Below are 19,662 nucleotides of genomic sequence, written 5' to 3' on the forward strand. Positions count from 1 at the left end.
GCACTCCCTCTTTAGTGTATAAATTTTACGAATAATTTCTTGAGCATATCGATATCTACCGGCTTGCTGATATGGGCCTGCATGCCATGGGCAATGGATTTCTCCACATCCTCTTCAAATGCGTTCGCGGATAAGGCAATGATGGGGATGTTTTTGGCGTCCATGTGAGCTGAACCGCGGATGGCTGCTACAGCCTCCAGACCATTCATCACCGGCATTTGGATGTCCATTAAAATTATGGAATAATATCCCGCAGCCGAATTTTTGAAGCGCTCCACAGCCTCAGCGCCATTTACCGCCCCATCGACGGTAAAGCCCAGCCCTTCTAAGAGATCCGTGACAATCTCCCGGTTGATATCGTTATCTTCTGCCAACAGGATTCTCCTGCCGAGCAAATATGCCGGCAGTTCCTCAATGCGCCCGTTTTCCAGGTTCCGTTCACTGAGCCCGGTTCTCTCCAAAGGAATCTCTATAACAAATCTGCTTCCATGATTTAATCTGCTCTCCACATGGATGGAGCCGTCCATCAGGGTCACAAGACTATGTACAATGGCCAGCCCCAAACCGCTGCCTACATGGGTGGAGGTAAGAGAGGACTGTTCCTGCTCGAAGGGATGGAACATATGCTTCATAAACTCCTCGCTCATGCCGATTCCGGTATCCTCGATCATAAAATAAGCCCTGGAATAACTGCCGCTTTCTGTCTGTTCCCGGTAGGTCAGGATCACAGTACCATGTTCGGGTGTAAATTTGATTGCATTGGAAACCAGATTGACCAGGCACTGCTTGATGCGGACGGCATCTCCTAAAAATCCTCTGTGGAAGTTATCCGGACAGTCCAGTCGGAAGGTCAGCGCTTTCTCACCGGCGGGATAGGCCTCCAGCTGGACAACCGTCTCCAGCAGCTCCTCCATATCAAAGGCCATATGTGAGAGACGCAGCTTTCCGCTTTCGATCCGGCTCAAATCCAATACGTCATTGATAATGGAGACCAGGTATTCACCGGACTTTTTCGCCTTTTGCGCGCACTCCGCTACAATATCAGGTTTGTCCGCATTGTGCATCAGCAGATCATTCAGCCCGATCACGGCGGTCAGCGGTGTGCGGATATCGTGGGAGACCTTATTCATAAATTCACTCTTCAATGTGGCTTTTGCCTGCTCCAGCTTTACTCTCTGTCCTTTTTTCACATAGTAAGAGATCCAAACCAGAGCTAAGGCCACCACTGTTGAGAGGATGAGTCCAATCAAAACGATAACATTGCGCATGCCGTCAAACGTGGCCCGGGCCGTGATTGAAACGGGGACTGCAATGACGATGCTGTTGCCCCAGCTATCCGGGAAACTCTGTATCCGCCATGTTTCCCCTCCTATTTTGGCAGTTATGTTGACTTCCTGTCTCTCCTCAATTCCCTGTTGCAGCACATGGACCTGTTCTTCCCTAACCCCTTTATCCCGTAAAGTATGGAGCAGGTTATACCCGCCAAAATAATCGTTGGCAGTTGACTCCGTTGGCCGCAGTTCAACCACACCCATCTGGTTCACCACATAGGAGGCGCCCTGATTCTCATATAAGGCAGTAGCGGCGGTATCTGAGTAGGTGTTCGAGTCCACCAGCATGATAACGCCGAAAAATTCTTTATTGTCTATGGTTACATTGGATAGAGGAGACATAAAGATCCAAAAATCCCCCTTGGTCTGCACGGTGCAGAAATCCGTCCGAACCACATCTGAGGTTTTCAACATCTTGATTTCTTCCGATTCGGGCAGCACGATTTTTTCTCCGCTAAAAGAGATGCAGGAACCGTCTTCAGACAGCAGATATAACTGCTCAAAGGCCAAAAGCAGCTCCCTCCCCTGGTCCAGCGACCGGATGCGGTTGCCCATGATGACACAGGCCGCCTGCCGTACCTTATCCTCATAATTCTGCCTCAGCAGAAGCAGTTTTTCCGAAATAAGGGTGCTCATCTGCTCAATGGAATCGATGCGCTCATTTTGAATGGATTGGTTTAAATGACGATATGCAGTGGTAAACAAAAACACCTCAAAAATGAGCAGTAACGCCAGCAGAAGGGTCATGCTCTGGGGCCACGGCTGTTTTTCCGCTCCGGTATTTTGGGCTTTGCCACCCATTTCAATTTTCATTTTGATTTTCCGTCCTCCCCGGCATAATATATTACTATTTCCACAGTTGGGAACCGTCATACAGATTCCGAACTGTCTTCCAGTAGCCCAGCCGTTTACACTCCTCAATGATGAGCTGATGGGTATACCCGAACATTTCCGCCGCTTGTTTTGCAAACGCGCCCCGGTCTCCGTCCAGCAATGTATTCGCTGATTCTACACACCTGCGGTGTATTTCGATTTTATTGGATGCGTTGTCCCTGTTTATCAGTTTCGGTATTTTCCGGCCGATTCGATAGTTTTTAAGTATTATCAAATAGACTGACCGCAGAGCTTCATACGGAATATGTTCCGTTAAAAATTCCAGCAGGATAACCGGCGACGGCTGATATAAATTACCATTTTTTCCCGCTTCGTTTAATCTCAGAATTAATTTTTGAATGTGTTCATATGAAACATGGGCCGCTGCATGGTAAGCCACTCCCTCTGCTGTAAGGGAAACCAGCTCCAGGCAGTCTAAATATCTTCTGATATGGCTGGCAATTAACCGGGGATCCACGTGAATATCGCTTAATGCCTCTGCATTTTTAGAAACAAAGATTCCTTTCCCCCTAGTCGCCTCTACAATGCCCCATTTTTGCAGACATTGAATGGCCTGTGTCATCGTGTTTACGCTGACGCCGTACTGTTTCTGCATCTCGGCGTGAGAAGGCAGCCTGTCTCCGGGCTGATAATAACCGATAGTGAGAAGGCCCAGAATATCCAGGTATACGCTGGAATAGCGTTCTTCCGCTGTTTTCATCCATCGGTCAAGGCCCTGTACGCCGACGCGAAAGGGCGAATCAGCAGGAACGTAACATTCGAAATCCTCTCTCGAAATCGTAATCGTATGAATATGTGTAAGGAAATCTTTGATAACCCCGCTTGTCGGAGCCGCTGTTCTGCAATTTTGAATAAAGTCCATGAGTGTCTGCTTATATAAGGCACGCGAACAAACGTTGGTTTCCCTATATTCCACTCCAAGAAAGCCAAGAGCATCAACAATATGAAGGCTTAATTCATTTTCACATCTGGCGATAAAAAAACGCCAGATCAGTTTCGAGTTTTTCCAAAAAACCTTTGGCAGCTCAGGATTCAACTGACGGACGATCCTTTCGGGTATATCCCAATCATCCTCGCAGCACAGAGCGATTCCATGACATATAAAAGGGTAGTACAGAATTTCCGCCGTCTTTAAAATATCTGTCATAACAGGGCCGCATGGCTCTGTTAAATCGTCAGCGGAATCATTTTCCTGGTCAGTCTGATCAAAAATAACCACGGAAGGCTGCCGCTCTTTTGTTTTTATTAATCCCGCGTCTGCCAGCATCGCTACCGCACGGCGTATGGTTTTATTAGAGACTTTGTACTCCCTGCAAAGTTCGGCGAAAGAGGGGAGCACAGTCCCCTTGGGCATCAGCCCTGATTCAATTTTATTTTTATAAATTTCGAATATTCTGTCATATTGATAGGTATCGTGTTTCATCTCATCTCTTCCTCATAAGGTGTTTCATCTGATATAACGGATAAAAAACTATCCATGGTATCGTCATAAATGCAATAACAATTCCGGCCTTTATGCTTTGCCGCATAAAGAGCCTGATCCGCGAAATGAAACAATAACTCATACTCTGTCGCGTGTACAGGGCTGAGAGCAACCCCCATGCTCGCGCAAATATGAAAATCCTGATACATTCCGCCAATGGATTGAAAAATACGGTCGGCCGCGGAAGATATATCCGCCTTATATTCTATAAAAATCAAAAATTCATCCCCGCCGATTCTCGCAACAATATCTGTATTCCGCACTGAATTGCGCACCTTCTGCACTGCTTCTCGCAGCACCTGATCCCCGAACATATGCCCATACAGATCATTCGCATTTTTGAAAAAATCCAAATCAAACAGCATAAGGGCGTATTTTTTGTTATCGGAATGTTCTTTTTTAAGCAGTTCTTTTATCTTCGCGCAGGCATAGTTTCTGCGGTATAAGCCGGTTAAATCATCAATATGTGCTTTTTTCTTCAAAAGCTCCAGTTCCATCACTTCCTCATGAACGTCCGTACATTTACCAATGGCCCCTGTAACCGCGTTCGTATTATTGCCCAGCCAAAGGGGACGGACAATTATTTTGAACCACCGCCAATGCCCATTGACACACAGGCAATAGTTTTCCATGACGGTAGGGCTGCCAGGCGACGCACAGCGGATCTTACTGCGCAGATCCTTAAAATCCTCAACTTTCATAACCTGCCGGAACCGTTTATCCTCTTTCAGATTAACGATGATTTCAGGTAAACCCAGCTGAATCACACCCTCTTCCGAAAGGGTCAGCACGTCGGTCTGATAGGTATATTCAAAAAGGATTTCTTTTGACATTTCAGCGATAAACTGATATTTAATACGTTCCTGTTCCAAGAGGGCCAAAGTGCGGTTGGAGGCCTCTCCGTACTGCAGGATATTTCTGGTTAATTCTTTTATTTCCTCTTTCGTAACATAACCGAATGAACGGGTTTTCAGTTCCTTTTCCAACATAGGACCAATCTCTTTCATACATTGGAGCAGCAGCGGGTTAAAGGCGCCGCATTGACCACTGAAAATCAGTTCAAAAGCCTTTTGATGCGAATACGCTTCTTTATAGATACGCTTATGGGTCAAAGCATCATACACGTCTGCAAGTGAAACCACCTGCGCCTCAATGGGAATCTCATCGCCAGCCAGACCATCGGGATACCCCTTTCCGTCATACCGTTCATGGTGCCACCGGCAGATATCCCTTGCGATCCGCACAATCTCTTCATTTGGATAATATCGTGTTCTTTCCAGCATGTTTGCCCCGATGCTGCTGTGCACTTTCATCTTCTCGTATTCTTCGTGAGTCAGCTTACCGGGTTTATTTAAAATGTTCTCGTCAATTGAAATTTTACCTATATCATGAAGCGAAGACGCGTTCGCTATTAATAAAATTTGGGATTGCAGATAATTGTATTGGGAATATGAAGCGCAGAGCTGGGTTAACAGCATTTCTGTGATTGTACGAATGTTAAGGACATGCATTCCGCTCTCACCGTTCCTGAATTCAACAATGTGACTCAAAACTTCAACCATAATGAGATTGCTTTTTTCTTTTTCCAGAACCTGCTCTGTAACTGCATTTTCCAGATATTTCTGTTTGGAATAGAGCATAATGGTATTGGATACACGGCGCCGGATTGTTTTTGGATCAAAGGGGCGGTTTACATACTCGGTCGCGCCTAAATCATAGGCAGCATCTATGTAGGCAGCGGTTGTCTCTGCTGAAATGATGATGACCGGAATCCGCTCAATCCATCCATTTTTATTCATCATTGCCAGTACTTCAAAACCATCCATCTCCGGCATGATAATATCCAGCAGGATTAAGGAAATCTCAAATTGATGAAATTCCAAAATTTTTATTGCCTGCAGCCCATTCTCAGCTTCTAAGACTTCATATTCATCACGGAGCATGTCGGCAAGTAAAGAACGGTTCAGCTCCGAATCATCTACGATTAGGATTTTATTTTGCAGTTTCATCCTATCATCCTTTCAGCTATTCGTTAATCAGAGTATTAATGCACTCCATCACCAATGCGTGTGTCTTTTTTGTCTTTTGAAGCAGAGAAACGACGCCCTCGCCGGGAATTCCACTGCGAAGCATCTCCGTAAGCTCTTTTGTCCGGTCAGCCAGGGATGTCAGGCTTAAATTTAATGCCACTCCTTTTAGGGTATGCGCTGCATGAAATGCGGTTTTAAAATCATTATCTTTAACCGCGCTGCAGAGGACATAAATATTAGTATCTTTTTGAAATAACTTTAAGTATTTTATAATCCGTTCGTCACTGCCCATTAACCGGACAGCTTCCTCGTAATTACCATCCATTTTTTTGTAACATCCCTTAACATCCATAGCTGTATCACCAACCTATCATTTATTAATTAACAATCGAATTGCTTATATCCTGTGTACCTATACCAAATAAGTTTAGCACAAAAAGTGAAAAATGTCAATTTGTTAGGCAATTGTCCATTTTTCTGATATTTGTTATAAAAACACTGAATATTTTACCAAGTCCTTTGTGGGGAAATGCACCGCCGGACCCTGTATTTCCGTTCCCGTCTCACGCCTATGGAAATGCAAAAAAACAGAGGGGAAAAGCGGCCATTTTCTGTCCGATTTTCCCCTCTGTTTTTTGTTAAAACCAATATATCTGTCAGCTCACGTCTCCGCCTTCCAGATTGCGGATGGACTTCATAGAATACAGGACGCCTGATGTGAGGCAAAGCATCATTCCGGCAAGGATAATGAACAGTCCGATGCCCCGGCCCGGTCCTGTGCCAAGAATTTTACCTGCGTTTTCTGAAAGCGCGCCTCCGTCCAGAAGCAGAGGTGTGAACACGTAATCCGCCAACAGGCCGGAAACCGCATAGGCCGCCGCATATCCAAGCTGTGAGATCAGCCCAATCAGCCCCCAGGCACGTCCCTGTAAGCGGTTTTCAATATTCGTTCGGATCAGGTAATCCAGGCTGGCATTGGCGAAAGGCAGCATCGCGAAAAAAAGGAAGCCGGCCGCGCCGATGAATACAACATTTTCCCGCAGACCGAATAAAACCATAAAAATACCTGCTCCAAACAGGGAAAGAGAGAGAATCCCGGCGTACCCCTTTTTGATGGTGATTCCGCCGAGAACAGCGCTGGATACCAGCATTCCCATTGTGATAACCGTCATCAGCGTCCCGAGGGTGGCGCTGTCTGAAAAGCTTAACACCATCGGAGAAGCAAGCGTTTGTATGATCCCCAGACAAAATGTAATAAGCGCGCCCATTAAAGCCAGAGTGAGAAGCCCTTTTTTACCGGCCAGCGCCTCAAAACCGTCTTTCAGCCCGGCAGAAAAGGAGAGGTCTTTCTCCATTTCCTTGCTCTGAAGGCCCTTTTTCACAACCAGCGTTGAAGCAGCCGTTACAAAAAAAGTACAAATGTCGAGAAACAGCAGCAGCCGGATATCAGAAATGGTCAGCAGGTAACCGGCCAGAATGGGGGAGATCAGATATTTGGCAGAGCCGGCAATCTGTACCAGGCCGCTGGCTTTGCTGTACTGTTCCGGTTTCAGCAAATCTGTAATGGTCGCTTTATAGGCGGGCTCCAAAAGGGACGCGAACACGGAGCTGATAGCAACGCCTGCGCAGATCTGCCAGAGACGCGCTTCCCCATGCATCAGGCTGACCAGGATGAACAGCAGGCCCACCGCGGAAAGGCCGTCTCCCAGAACCATTAAAAGCCTGCGGTCATAGCGGTCGGCCAACACCCCTGCTATGGGGCCCAGCAGAAGTGAAGGCAGAAATGCGAGCAGTGTAACAAGGGCCGTCAAAGATACCCTGCCTGTCTGCTGAAAAATATAAACGCCCAGACCAAAGGACGTCAGACCGCTCCCAATCGCTGAAATAAAATCGCCGGCCCAAAGCAGCATGAATGTTCCAAAGGATTTATCCGTATTATTTTTCATTCAGCCTGCCTTCCTGCCAATGCTTTTTCAAAAGACGCGAGTTCACCTTTCCCTGTCCCAAGAAGCCGTTCCAGGTGATAGAGGAACGCCTGGATTTTATCCTGACATTGCGCCTGCGTCAGTTCGAACAGGTTGTCATCCAGCATTACATCCAAATAGCACAATGCCATCTCCATACATTCCAAAGGGTATGAGGTTTCAAAAATCCCCTGTTGTACCCCTTCCATTACGATACCTGCCAAAATTGGCGGAACGCCCTGGAAAACAATCTTTTTTGTTTTCTCATGCATAAGTGTATTCTGGGGCTTGTGAAGCTGTTCCATCATCCTTTGCCCCTCCATATGCTCTGTATCCACATGAAACGCCAGAATGGTTCGGATGATCCTCTCCTTTACAGGAATGCTTTTATCATCCGCTGTTTTTTTCGCTCTTAAAAAAATAACATCGGTTTCACGTTTAATCAGCGCATCCATAATATCTTCTTTTGATTTGAAATGATGATAAAGGGTTCCCTTCGCGATTCCCACAGCATTCATAATGTCTGAAACGCTTGTATTTTCATATCCTTTTTTCGAAAATAAAATCCCGGCTGCATCTAATATTTCGTTCTTCCGAACATCTGCTTCCTTTACAATTCTCATGGCATTGCCCCCTCTCTCAGACCGACCGTCGGTCTATTGAGAGGATACCATTTATTTTGTGATCCGTCAAGTTATTATAAGCTTTTCCTCCATCTCTCAGCCGTCTCGTTGGGTATTGCCACAGCAGCGGTTTGAAGTCCAGCCAGATTGATCGTAAAAGCAATGCAGGCAACGCTGTTTTTTGGCACAAATCTCTGGTACAGAAGCCAAATGATCCCCCTTACTAACCTTTATCTCTTAAAGTTACCGTAACGCTTCCGCTGCCAAGAGCTTCGGAAAGCCCGGAGGGATTCTCCAAGCGGCCGATCCGCGTATAGCTGTATGCAGTCTCAAAGTCCTTGTAAAACAGCACCAGACAATCCGATCCAAAAAGCATTAAGTCTCCGGCATGAATCGCTCCAATGCTTTCTGAGGCGGTCGGCAGGGGCTCCGCCACCATTTTCATATCCTCGCCGACCTCAATGATATGACCGTCCAAATCGTAGAACCGGATCACCCGCTGGCCCCAGCTATGTTCGATTACTTCTCCCAGATATTCGATGTCCGGATACTGTTTCAACTTGTTCAGGAAAGTGTCAAAGTCCTGCTAATGCTAAAGAATTTATTAATCATTTCCTAAGGTATAGACAGTACGCATGTTCCCACCACCAGAGGACTCTTCAGCTGGAACAAAATCCTCCCCTGGCCGCCAAGCCTGTCCAAACTTCACATCGCGGAACAGGGCAGCAAGGCCCGTAATCTGTTTGAGCCTCAAAATCTCATCTGGGTCCATCCCCAGATGCTTGGAAATCCATGCGTCAGAACGACCTAACTCATGCAGTTCCTTAATGATATTACTCATTAAGTCCACATCATGTGTTCCACGAGCGCGGTTATGACGGATGGTGCTGGCCATCCGGTCGGATAGCGGTTTATCGATTATCGAAACCGGCATCATCCCCTTTTCACGCTCATAAATATCCTTGTAATCCCGCATTACCCGCCAACGATGAAAGCCATCAACTATCACATATTTATCATTGCTTTTTACATGATAACAGACAATCGGCATAGTATAACCGTCCTCCTTGATGCTGTCATACAACAACCGCATTTCAGGTGGGGCCACATTATTCGGGTTATATGTATTGGGTACAATCTTTTCAAATGGTATCGCAATGATATTATATACCGGGCTTCTGAATTCCTTATTTACCATTTATCATCCCTCCGTACTTGTATCTAATAATATCCACATGTTTTTGTTCCTGCCGCGTAAGCCCAAATCCCATAAATCGACAGGTATGATCATTTTTCAAAATACAGTAGCACATCCGTTTCCAGCTTGGTATATCTTTCGTGCTTTTGATATCATCGGTATGATCGGGAATTGGCCCAAGAAAAATAATACGAGAATTTTTATTGATTGTATAATTAGATATACCATTTCTTCGAATGTGATATCCCTTTTCCATAAGCTCACGGATTGTTTCCTCTGGCAGCCCACCTCCTGTCTCATGCCAGAAATGGATGGAGGTGTTAAACTTTTTCGCATAATTATTCCGCAGACGGGCAGGCAATGTATTTAGCAAAAATTGAGTATAAGATTTCCAGGTATGACCTTCCGGTAACGTAATACTGCGGTACCCCATCGCTTTTGTCTTTCCATAAATCGCACCAAAATTTGCTCCGCGCACCCGCCCCACCAGTTTCGTCCATATTTCCGGGTCGATGACCCGGTACAAATTCAAAGCGTCTTTGGAGTAATCATTAAAAGGCGATGCTACCCGCATCTGGTCTATTTTTAATCCTGCCTTATAATACAGATCATATAAATTGTTGTAATCATAATTGAAGCGATAATTCGCACACCATACGTCAGAATTTGACCAGTCGTATAAAGGTGAGGCACACCATACATCTTTAAACTGCCTAGAAATCCAGCACTCATTTTGATATCCGTATTTCTTATTGATAAAACTACTGTACCGCTGCAAAGATTCATCCGCCCGCACACCAAGCAGGCAGACCCAATAAAGGTCTATACCTGATTCATTTTCCAGTCGCTTAAAAGTGCGGGTAATATAATCCGTAGTCACGGTATACTGTGCCTCAAAATCCTGATGAAATACACCAATCACACGGTCTGAGGCATACTTATTCCGGTAATCCATCAGCAACTGCTGTAGCTACCTGTCTTACCTTTTTTACACAGATATCTCCCGCAGCAAATACTCTTCGTTTTTTCCTGTTTTGTTGTCCGTAAATTCAAGCTCCTCAGCTCTTTCTTTGCCATATACTGCTGTGAGACTTGAATGTGCCATAATTTCAATATTATGGTGTTCAGCAACTTTATCTTTAAATTTCTATATGCATACAAGTTCATCTTCCACGCATACAATTGTTACTTTTTCCGCATTTCCAGCCAGGTAAATCATCTGTTCTTTAAGACTGCATTTTTCGCAGAGGGATAATAATTAATTCTGTCGTTTAAAACATCTCATGATATCTGTCTCCGCTAACATTACAAATTCCTAAGATGCAGATAAATTCCTCTGGCTAGTATTTTTCAGGTACCCGGATACCAGTTACATTGCGAAGCTTATATTTTTCAACCATATGTTTCTTCACACGAATCAAATTGTAACGGTAACAATCTGCTATGCCATCCGCAAAGGAGTATGCATTACCTTCACGTAATTGCTGAACCGCTAAAATGACTTGCCTGTTGAGGTGCGAAAGTGTATGTTTCTTGACCGGATAATAAGCAAAGTGGTGTCCCCATTCAAGAATGTGATTCGTTTCAGATAATATAACATATAAAGGTTCTAACGTAATATGCTTCATTATGGATTCCAAAATACCCACCAAATAAATAGAGTCAGAAGAAAACCGATCTGCTAACTCGTCCAATTCTTCTCTGGTATACTGCGGGGCTGCAACTAAAGCAGCCGGGCGAATAATTAGTACCATTAGCTGCAGGGCGTGAAGGTAACGCATTGCTTTTTCTACATATCCGGAATTAAGAGCCAGCTGTTGAAGTTTTGTATTATCCGGTTCTATAACGATAGTGCCTTTACCATTTAATGTCTTTACGAAACCTCTTTGTTCGAGTTCTGACAATGCTTTTCTGACTGTCGATAAAGAGACACCATACTGGCGGGCCAGCTGTTTTTCATATGGAAGGTACATTCCGACAGAATAGTCTCCAAGGCCAATTTTTAGGTTCAACTCATCAACAATTTTTGAATAATAGTAATCCTGACCACGCATAGGATTCCAAGAAAACTTCAAGCCAGTTTGTACAGGATATATAGGTGTAGTATCTGACAAGTATTTTAATGTATTTTCAATAGAATCCGTAAGCTTTTGATACACGTTTGATAGTTGTTCATGTTTTACTAATGGATCCTTACCTTTCAATATATCAATAATGCCTGTTACAGATGTTGAATTCTGTAAAAAGTGTTCAGAAAAATAAGGGCATTCTTCTGTAAAAAATGTAAGTTTATTGTATAAGTCAAACGTTAAATAAAGCTCGCTAAACAACTCATTACCGCCGATTTTTAATATATCCTCCCCAAAATGAGAAGGAGGGCGCCATCCTCCAGCCGAAACCCCTAAACGTGACACTTTCATAGCTTGTTTATAGTTAGGGAGAAATTCCAAATCGCAGTTTTGTGAGGCGAAGACCAGAAGAGGAGGCATTATCAGCCCAAAAGTTTGATAAACCTGTAAAATGACTTCCTTTTGTTTTAAAATGTCGAAAACAGTATTTGATGAATTATAAGTATCTATTCCTGCAACAACGCTTGGTGCAAGACGAGGCTGAATGTCAACCAGACCATCCTCCCGTAATGCGTCAAGGACACGGTTAATCGTATATCTGCTTACATGAAATTGCTTGCAAAGCATCCTTGAAGATGGCAAGGAATTTCCAGGAAGTATATAGCCATCCAAAATGCGCTGCTTAATTTCGTTATATACAAATGAAAATTTTGTTTCTTGTGGTTTCATAACTTCTCCCCCTATCTTTCTGAATTATATCATGATGAATCTATTTTGTCAGCTAAAAAACACATACCTATTTGCACACCTTACCAATATGGTTATTGCCAACAAGTGGAGGGGAAATATATAATAAAACCGTAAAATTATTAGGAAAGTATTTAAGAACCATGGAAAAACAAAAAATTTTAATTGTAGACGATTCAGAAATGAATCGCGCTCTTTTAGTAGATATTTTGGAAGAGCAATATGATGTGGTAGAGGCTGATAATGGTGTAGAAGCAATTACTCTCCTTTCAAAACAAAGAACGGATTTCTCCCTTCTGCTACTGGACATTATGATGCCTCAAATGAATGGATTTGAAGTATTAGCCTGCATAAACAAATATCATTGGAACGACACCTTCGCTGTTATTATGATTTCTGCTGATGATTCTCCTGCTAATATAAAGCGGGCCTATGACTTAGGAGCTTTTGACTACATTAGCCGTCCTTTTGATCCAACCATTGTCCAGCGCCGAATTTCTAACACGATGTTTTTATATGCACGGCAACAACATCTTGAGAAAATTATCGCAGAACAATTTCATGAGCAGGAAAAGAATAATAAGCTGATGATCTCAATCCTGTCTCATATTGTGGAATTTCGTAATGGAGAGAGCGGCTTACACATACTTCATGTTAATACGATTACAAAATTTTTGCTGAAGCAGTTGGTTCAGCTTACGGATCAATATCCTTTGTCCAAAGCAGATATCTCTTTAATCAGCACCGCTTCTGCACTGCATGATATTGGGAAAATCTCAATTTCGGATGCAATACTGAATAAACCTGGACGACTAACAGCAGAGGAATTTGAAGTCATGAAAACTCACCCAGCAGTCGGCGCCCACATGCTGTTAGATCTGCCCATTGAGCAGCAGGAAGCTCCGCTTGTCAAAGTGGCTTCTGAGATTTGCAGATGGCACCACGAGAGGTATGATGGCAATGGCTATCCAGACGGATTAAAGGGAGAAGAAATTCCCATTGCCGCTCAGGTAGTTGCACTGGCCGATGTATATGATGCCTTAACCAGTGAAAGATGTTATAAGAAAGCTTATTCACATGAAGAAGCTTTGAAAATGATTTTAGAAGGACAATGTGGTGCATTTAATCCTACTCTTTTACTGTGCCTGCAAGAAATTGCAGATACACTTGAAAGTGAGCTTATGGATCATTCTCCTGAACAAGAGACTAAAAATATACAGGATATAAGAAATAAAATAGACTACGACAGATTGTTTTCCTATGAAAAATACACCTTCCTGTCTCGCAAACAGCGGCATCTGCAGTTATTATATATTGATTCTTTAACCAGTGTCTACAATCGCCGTTATTATGATGAACATTTTCAAAGCACAGATGATATTCAGGCAATGGTTGTAATAGATGTAGATAATTTTAAGCATATCAATGATAATTATGGCCACGATGTAGGAGACATCGTATTGCAAAGCATTGCACAAACGGTTCTATCCTGTGTACGAAAAACGGATGCTGTTATCCGTTACGGCGGCGATGAATTTGTAATTATCTTTTTCAGTATACCTTCAGATATATTTGAGAAAAAGATGGAGAGGATCAGACACTCTGTTGATATTCTGATAATTGATGGCCGTCCCGAAATACATATGTCTGTAAGCATAGGAGGAGCATATGGTCGAGGAACCTCAAAAGAACTTTTCAAAGTTGCAGACAATATGATGTATCAATCAAAAAACAAAAAAAACAAGGTGTCCATATGTTTTCTGAACGATAAAGAATACAGCGCAGATAATATTTAAAAAGGAGAAATTATGATCATGAATCTTAAAGATTGTTATATAAAATTTGGCGGTGATTTTGATGAAGTATTGGGCAGACTGCGGCGTGAACAAACCGTTCAGAAATTTGTATATAAGTTCCTGGACGATAAAAGTTTTCTCTTGTTTGAAGCATCTATGGTAAATAAAGACTATGCTGAGGCTCTCAGAGCCGTTCATACACTCAAAGGAATTTGTCAAAATCTTTCTTTTACCAGATTGTTTGAAAGTAGTAGTCTGGTAACAAAAGCATTAAAAGAAGGTGATTGGAATCGGGCTGTCGATCTGATACCGCTGCTCTCAAAAGACTACTATGAAATAATTGATGTTATTGAAGATTATAAGAGTTCCAGGGAGGAATAGCATCAATGGAAAACCGTAAAAAGAAGAATTCGACAACGCGTTTTTTAATATGCAGTTTTATTGGACTTTTGATCTTTAGTATTATTATTTTCAGCCTGCTCGGAATCTATATGAGCCGAAAGAGTAAAAAGACCGTTTATGAAATTGGTAATATTTATATGGCCGGAATGAATGAGCAAATGTCCAGACACTTTGAAACTGTCATTCAATTGCGTTTTGATCAGGTCAGCGGTATTGTTTCTGTTGTGTCAACAGATAACAATGATAGAGAGAAGTTATATGAAGAGCTAATTTACAGGGCGCAGGTTAGAGAGTTTGACTATTTAGCACTTTGTTCTGCTGAGGGAGATTTTCAGACGCTTTATGGACAACCGATACAACCACTTAACCCGGAACCTTTTGTAGATGCATTATTGCAGAGAGAACAAAGGGTCGCTATAGGCGTAGATTCCCTTGGAAATGAAGTGGTATTGTTTGGCGTTGATGCTGCTTATCCACTGAACAATGGCGATAAGAGCACGGGCCTGATAGCGGCTGTTCCTCTGGAATATATCACTGATTTCCTTTCCTTAGATGATGAGGAAGCGCTGATGTATTATCATATTATCAGGTCGGATGGTAGTTTTGTGATACAAAACTCGAACACTGAATTGTGGTATTTCTTTGAACAACTGCAAAGACTTCTTGATTCTACAGATCATACATTTACTGTAGAAAATTCTATTAAAGAATTTGGTGCTGCACTAAAAAATCACGAAGAATACGCTACAACATTTGAAGTAAACGGTGAAGAACGGCAAATTTATGGTATCGCATTCCCCTGTTCTGAGTGGTATTTAGTATCGGTAATGCCTTATAATATATTGGACAATATCATAAACAATTTGAGCAGCCAGCGTGTGTTCATGACATTGTTGTCCTGTACTTCTGTTTTGATCATTCTGACATTGATTTTTCTTCGGTATTTCTCCATAACCCGTTCTCAGGTGTATGAATTGGAGAAGACCAGGCAGGCTGCTCTTGAAGCGAACAAAGCCAAAAGTGAATTTTTAGCAAATATGAGCCATGATATCCGTACACCCATGAATGCAATCGTAGGCATGACTGCGATTGCCACAGCCCATATAGATGACCGGAAACAGGTACAGAACTGCCTTAGAAAAATCACATTATCAAGTAAACACCTTTTAGGTCTGATTAATGATGTTTTGGATATGTCAAAAATTGAAAGTGGTAAATTAACTTTGACAACAGAGCAAATTTCATTAAAAGAAGTTGTTGAAGGTATTGTTAACATTATGCAGCCGCAGGTCAAGACTAAAAAGCAAACCTTTGACATCCATATTGAAAATATCTTAACAGAAAATGTGTGGTGCGATGGTATACGCTTAAATCAGGTTCTGCTGAATCTTTTATCAAATGCAACTAAGTATACGCCAGAAGGAGGTTCCATACACTTATCCCTCTCGGAGGAAAAATCTCCTAAAGGAGAAAACTATGTCCGAATCCATATCATGGTCAAAGATAATGGAATTGGTATGTCGCCAGATTTCCTGAAAAGAATATATGAATCCTATAGCCGTGCGGATGGAGCCAGGATACATAAAACTGAGGGTGCCGGTTTAGGCATGGCGATTACCAAGTACATTGTGGACGCAATGGAAGGAACTATTGATATAAAAAGTGAGCTTGATAAAGGTACCGAATTTGTTCTCACGTTTGATTTTGAAAAAGCGGTTGCAATGGAAGTGGATATGGTTCTCCCCTCTTGGAATATGCTGGTGGTTGATGATGACGAAATATTATGTAAGACAGCCATGGAGGCCCTAAAATCCATCGGAATAAAAGCTGAATGGACATTAAGCGGAGAAAAGGCGATAGAACTGGTAATTCAACACCATAAAAAGAGAGAAGATTATCAAATCATTCTATTAGATTGGAAACTGCCGGGCATGAATGGAATTCAGGTTGCAAAAGAGATCCGACATAATTTAGGCGATGAAGTTCCAATTTTGCTGATTTCAGCATACGACTGGAGTGAATTTGAAGCGGAGGCCCGTGAAGCGGGTATTAGTGGTTTTATTTCCAAGCCACTTTTTAAATCAACATTGTATCATGCTTTGCGCCAGTACATGGACATTGAAACGGAACATGACCAGACATTGAACCAAAATATTAATCTATCCGGACGGCGTATTATGCTTGCAGAGGATAATGAATTAAACTGGGAGGTTGCTAAAGAATTGCTGTCCGATTTAGGCGTGGAACTGGATTGGGCAGAGGATGGCCGGATATGTCTGGACAAGTTTCAAAGTTCACCAGAGGGATATTACGATGCCATTCTTATGGATATACGAATGCCACATATGACAGGGTATGAGGCTACAAAGGCAATTCGGGGAACAAATCACCCAGATGCTTTATCTATCCCAATCATTGCTATGAGTGCAGATGCTTTTTCTGATGACATACAGCATTGTCTGGAGTGTGGTATGAATACCCATATAGCAAAGCCAATCGATATGATAGAATTGACCCGTTTATTAAAAAGATATTTAATATAAATACAGCCCTAAAAAGGGTGTCGCTAAATCATCAAAATAGATTATTAAGCGGCACCCTTTTCTGTGCGTATAAAAAGAGCTTCTGCTCCAGCAGATTATTACTGTTTTTATTAAACTTTAAAATAACATAGTTAAAATCCTCGCTGCCTATTCATTAAATATTTATCGCCCCTTATGATTGCAGGAACGATAAATTTCCTCACCATTCCTGAAGTACAAGAACTTTACTGCCAATATAAACTATCTCTAAAGTATTTTGTCAGTCTTAATTCTTTTCTCTGCACTTATACTTGTTCCGTACTAAGTTGTTCTTACATACGCCATCATGGCATATACCATATGACACTATTCGCGCAGACTTTTCTCTAGGTGTCACTCCTTCATTTTAAAACAGTATACATCAAACTGCTCTTTCCACCCTTTGGCCTCAATCGTTGCTCTGTTGATAAATAGCTTGCCTTTATTAAATCATTTACTGCTCTTTGAACTGTTCTTCTTGACAAGTTCAACTCCTTTGCTATTGTACTCATCGCGGGAAAACACTGATTATTTTTATCCGCACGTTCCTTCAGATACATATATACCGTAATCGCCCGGTGCGGCAGTTCCTCCCCATAAACCGAATCATAGTATCCCATAGGCCACCTCTAATCTGTCCGGAGCGGCAGCTTATGCTCCTCTGGTTCTGTCTGGCATTTAAACATGGGTTTGTGCCCCAGTCCCCCGCCAGCTACAGGTGGGAATTCTTCTGGTTCATCAAATTCTTCTATATCCCCCTCAAACTGCCTCCGAAGGATTTCCTGCTCCAGCTCCAGTCTATCCGCATAATAAACCGGACGCGCAACATGCTGCTCCATCTCATATTCATTTTCAAACACAATCCCCCCCATTTGAAAAACAGACGCAGCTCCGTCCTCATAGGATGACACCCTGTTTTTGCCAGGATGAAGTGTCCCTTGGGGAGTGCCTTGAGTTCATCCAGCGTCATAAGCGGACGCCCAATCATCTGGAGACTCTGGCTGGGATCATTTTTTCCCCAGCTGATTGATCCGGACAGGACTGTTTTGTTTCCCAGTGCCTTGGACAGAATCTCTGCGCTTTCCGAGTTGGGCGCAAATCCACCGAACAGAATTCCCTGACAGTTGTCTATAATGATTTCGCTGCCTTCTTTTCCATAGTTTTTCTGTAACTGAGCAAAACTCTGGATAATCGGAACCATGCTGATCCGTCTGGAGCGGCCGGCAGAAAACAGCATCTCCAGAGACTCAATCTTCGGAATCGTTCCAATCTCATCTCCAAATATCACAACACGGTTTGGAAGTTTTCCTCCATGCTCATCCGCAATGGACAGCATTTCCCTGTAGATCTGCTGTAAAAACAGGCTGACCATAAAGTATTTCGTGGTATCCTCTTCCGGAAGCACAATAAAGATGGCAGACTTGGAATTACAGAAAGTCTCCGTATCCATCTCACTGTCAAAACACAATATCTGCTCCATCTCCGAATCCAGAAATGCGTTTAGCCGGGACATCGCCGTTGAAAGAACAGAGGACATGGCCTGGTCCGCTGAGTTGAGCGCTGCGCCCGCAAACCACTTTGCTTTATGAGTTGGAGGCAGCTTTTGCATCAGTAACTGAAACTGATTTTTTCCCTTTACCGGAGATGGAGCCAATAAGTCCTGAATCAGTTTAAACACGCTTACGATATGGCGCTGCTCTTTAGGGCAGTATTCAGCAATCAGCAGGATTACACTGGTAAGCAGTCCCTCCGCTGCGTCATAGAAAAACGCATTCTGACCATAAGAAGATGAATCCCCGCCACCAGAGCTAATAATAGTTTTAGCCGTAATCTTCGCATATTTTTCTGCCTTTGCCTTGTTTGCCAGGTTTTCCGTATTCTCCAGGTATAAGTCCATGTATTTATTTACCATCCCGAGGATGTTATCACCATCTGACCTGGTTGGATTTCTTAGGTCCAGAATGGAGATATTGTACCCATAGTATTTCCTTGCAATATCTGCATAGTTCCGGTACAAGTCTCCCTTTGTGTCGGTGCATATGAAGCTCATTCCGCTGGCGCAGGCATACTCGATACATGGATATAAAAAGTTGGCGGTTTTACCTACGCCTGCTGCTCCAATCATTAGCAGATGGATATCCCCGGAATCAATCAGTGCAGTCACTCCTCTCTGCGTAAACTTTGCGCCCACCACAAGTCCCTGTGTCTCCGGAAGGTTTTTCCCCTGACTCCACAGCCGCTTGTGCCGGCTGTCCATGCACGGCCTTACAGTCTTCATTCCAATCTTTATAGGCGGAGCGTTCCTCATTCGTATCCTGGTATCCCAGCTCCAGCAATTCATCTGTAATGCGCTTCATCGCCCTTATCCCCGGAGTATCGTGATCCAGACACAGACGGATTATTTTCAGGTTCGGATTTTCTTTCAGCATCTGATACATAGACTGACGCCCAACACCGCACAGCGCCACATAACTATGATTTTCTCAGCCCACCTTATGAAGTGAGATATAGGAAATCAAATCAATAGGCGCTTCAAATACATACAGGGTATTGCTGATTCCCTT

The 19,662-nt window shown here is 43.1% G+C and carries 14 protein-coding genes and 3 pseudogenes; 3 read left to right on the forward strand and 14 right to left on the reverse strand.

Features of this window, described 5'->3' with window-relative positions:
• Window positions 1–11: 11 nt before the first annotated feature.
• From GPL15_RS01165 to GPL15_RS01215, 11 genes and pseudogenes are all read right to left on the reverse strand, one after another.
• The gene (locus tag GPL15_RS01165) at window positions 12–2,144 is read right to left on the reverse strand and encodes an ATP-binding protein (protein ID WP_215695194.1); all 2,133 of its coding nucleotides are present in this window, start codon (window positions 2,142–2,144) and stop codon (window positions 12–14) included.
• Between the two features lie 34 nt (window positions 2,145–2,178).
• Complete coding sequence (locus tag GPL15_RS01170; protein WP_215695195.1) at window positions 2,179–3,648, reverse strand: GntR family transcriptional regulator; 1,470 nt, start codon at window positions 3,646–3,648, stop codon at window positions 2,179–2,181.
• Window positions 3,645–5,717 carry a diguanylate cyclase gene (locus GPL15_RS01175; protein ID WP_215695196.1) on the reverse strand — a complete coding sequence of 691 codons (2,073 nt, stop codon included), beginning with the start codon at window positions 5,715–5,717 and terminating at the stop codon, window positions 3,645–3,647. The genes GPL15_RS01170 and GPL15_RS01175 overlap by 4 nt, the downstream gene beginning before the upstream one ends.
• Before the next feature lie 16 nt (window positions 5,718–5,733).
• Window positions 5,734–6,063: an Hpt domain-containing protein gene (locus GPL15_RS01180; RefSeq protein WP_215695197.1), complete on the reverse strand. Its 330-nt coding sequence runs from the start codon at window positions 6,061–6,063 to the stop codon at window positions 5,734–5,736.
• A 331-nt stretch (window positions 6,064–6,394) separates the two neighbouring features.
• The gene (locus GPL15_RS01185; protein ID WP_215695198.1) at window positions 6,395–7,684 is read right to left on the reverse strand and encodes an MFS transporter; all 1,290 of its coding nucleotides are present in this window, start codon (window positions 7,682–7,684) and stop codon (window positions 6,395–6,397) included.
• Entirely contained in the window at window positions 7,681–8,325 is a 645-nt protein-coding gene (locus GPL15_RS01190) for a TetR/AcrR family transcriptional regulator (protein WP_215695199.1), read from the reverse strand. Before GPL15_RS01190 ends, GPL15_RS01185 begins: the two co-directional genes overlap by 4 nt.
• A 223-nt stretch (window positions 8,326–8,548) precedes the next feature.
• Window positions 8,549–8,770 carry a cyclophilin-like fold protein gene (locus tag GPL15_RS01195; protein WP_215695212.1) on the reverse strand — a complete coding sequence of 74 codons (222 nt, stop codon included), beginning with the start codon at window positions 8,768–8,770 and terminating at the stop codon, window positions 8,549–8,551.
• Window positions 8,759–8,911: pseudogene (locus GPL15_RS01200) on the reverse strand (glyoxalase); the annotation flags it as partial. The gene GPL15_RS01195 and the pseudogene GPL15_RS01200, both read right to left, overlap by 12 nt.
• An 18-nt stretch (window positions 8,912–8,929) precedes the next feature.
• The gene (locus GPL15_RS01205) at window positions 8,930–9,523 is read right to left on the reverse strand and encodes a ParB/RepB/Spo0J family partition protein (protein ID WP_215695200.1); all 594 of its coding nucleotides are present in this window, start codon (window positions 9,521–9,523) and stop codon (window positions 8,930–8,932) included.
• Window positions 9,513–10,484, reverse strand: a pseudogene (locus GPL15_RS01210) (DUF3440 domain-containing protein); the annotation flags it as partial. The pseudogene GPL15_RS01210 and the gene GPL15_RS01205, both read right to left, overlap by 11 nt.
• 379 nt (window positions 10,485–10,863) lie before the next feature.
• Entirely contained in the window at window positions 10,864–12,321 is a 1,458-nt protein-coding gene (locus tag GPL15_RS01215; protein ID WP_215695201.1) for a GntR family transcriptional regulator, read from the reverse strand.
• Between the two features lie 161 nt (window positions 12,322–12,482).
• Here GPL15_RS01215 and GPL15_RS01220 point away from each other — a divergent pair, with 161 nt between their 5' ends.
• The 3 genes from GPL15_RS01220 to GPL15_RS01230 are packed head-to-tail and all read left to right on the forward strand — an operon-like array spanning window position 12,483 to window position 17,080.
• Window positions 12,483–14,135, forward strand: coding sequence for a diguanylate cyclase (locus GPL15_RS01220; RefSeq protein WP_215695202.1), 1,653 nt, complete (start codon window positions 12,483–12,485; stop codon window positions 14,133–14,135).
• Between the two features lie 18 nt (window positions 14,136–14,153).
• Window positions 14,154–14,516 (forward strand): Hpt domain-containing protein, encoded by a 363-nt coding sequence (locus GPL15_RS01225; protein WP_215695203.1) that lies wholly within the window; start codon window positions 14,154–14,156, stop codon window positions 14,514–14,516.
• 5 nt (window positions 14,517–14,521) lie between these two features.
• Complete coding sequence (locus GPL15_RS01230; protein ID WP_215695204.1) at window positions 14,522–17,080, forward strand: response regulator; 2,559 nt, start codon at window positions 14,522–14,524, stop codon at window positions 17,078–17,080.
• 380 nt (window positions 17,081–17,460) lie between these two features.
• Here the strand turns inward: GPL15_RS01230 and GPL15_RS01235 are convergent, their stop codons facing one another.
• From GPL15_RS01235 to GPL15_RS01245, 3 genes and pseudogenes are all read right to left on the reverse strand, one after another.
• Window positions 17,461–17,718: a helix-turn-helix domain-containing protein gene (locus tag GPL15_RS01235; RefSeq protein WP_215695205.1), complete on the reverse strand. Its 258-nt coding sequence runs from the start codon at window positions 17,716–17,718 to the stop codon at window positions 17,461–17,463.
• A 9-nt stretch (window positions 17,719–17,727) separates the two neighbouring features.
• A pseudogene (locus GPL15_RS01240) lies at window positions 17,728–19,331 on the reverse strand (type IV secretory system conjugative DNA transfer family protein); the annotation flags it as partial.
• Entirely contained in the window at window positions 19,246–19,536 is a 291-nt protein-coding gene (locus tag GPL15_RS01245; RefSeq protein WP_346344875.1) for a toprim domain-containing protein, read from the reverse strand. The pseudogene GPL15_RS01240 and the gene GPL15_RS01245, both read right to left, overlap by 86 nt.
• Between the last annotated feature and the right edge of the window lie 126 nt (window positions 19,537–19,662).

Source organism: Clostridium sp. MCC353, from assembly GCF_018785315.1.
Taxonomy (GTDB): domain Bacteria; phylum Bacillota; class Clostridia; order Lachnospirales; family Lachnospiraceae; genus CHH4-2.

Bases quoted from the DNA above. Each gene is read 5' to 3' on its own strand.
- GPL15_RS01165 (WP_215695194.1), bottom strand. From the start codon at position 2,144: ATGAAAATTGAAATGGGTGGCAAAGCCCAAAATACCGGAGCGGAAAAA.
- GPL15_RS01170 (WP_215695195.1), bottom strand. From the start codon at position 3,648: ATGAAACACGATACCTATCAATATGACAGAATATTCGAAATTTATAAA.
- GPL15_RS01175 (WP_215695196.1), bottom strand. From the start codon at position 5,717: ATGAAACTGCAAAATAAAATCCTAATCGTAGATGATTCGGAGCTGAAC.
- GPL15_RS01180 (WP_215695197.1), bottom strand. From the start codon at position 6,063: ATGGATGGTAATTACGAGGAAGCTGTCCGGTTAATGGGCAGTGACGAA.
- GPL15_RS01185 (WP_215695198.1), bottom strand. From the start codon at position 7,684: ATGAAAAATAATACGGATAAATCCTTTGGAACATTCATGCTGCTTTGG.
- GPL15_RS01190 (WP_215695199.1), bottom strand. From the start codon at position 8,325: ATGAGAATTGTAAAGGAAGCAGATGTTCGGAAGAACGAAATATTAGAT.
- GPL15_RS01195 (WP_215695212.1), bottom strand. From the start codon at position 8,770: ATGAAAATGGTGGCGGAGCCCCTGCCGACCGCCTCAGAAAGCATTGGA.
- GPL15_RS01205 (WP_215695200.1), bottom strand. From the start codon at position 9,523: ATGGTAAATAAGGAATTCAGAAGCCCGGTATATAATATCATTGCGATA.
- GPL15_RS01215 (WP_215695201.1), bottom strand. From the start codon at position 12,321: ATGAAACCACAAGAAACAAAATTTTCATTTGTATATAACGAAATTAAG.
- GPL15_RS01220 (WP_215695202.1), top strand. From the start codon at position 12,483: ATGGAAAAACAAAAAATTTTAATTGTAGACGATTCAGAAATGAATCGC.
- GPL15_RS01225 (WP_215695203.1), top strand. From the start codon at position 14,154: ATGAATCTTAAAGATTGTTATATAAAATTTGGCGGTGATTTTGATGAA.
- GPL15_RS01230 (WP_215695204.1), top strand. From the start codon at position 14,522: ATGGAAAACCGTAAAAAGAAGAATTCGACAACGCGTTTTTTAATATGC.
- GPL15_RS01235 (WP_215695205.1), bottom strand. From the start codon at position 17,718: ATGGGATACTATGATTCGGTTTATGGGGAGGAACTGCCGCACCGGGCG.
- GPL15_RS01245 (WP_346344875.1), bottom strand. From the start codon at position 19,536: ATGTATCAGATGCTGAAAGAAAATCCGAACCTGAAAATAATCCGTCTG.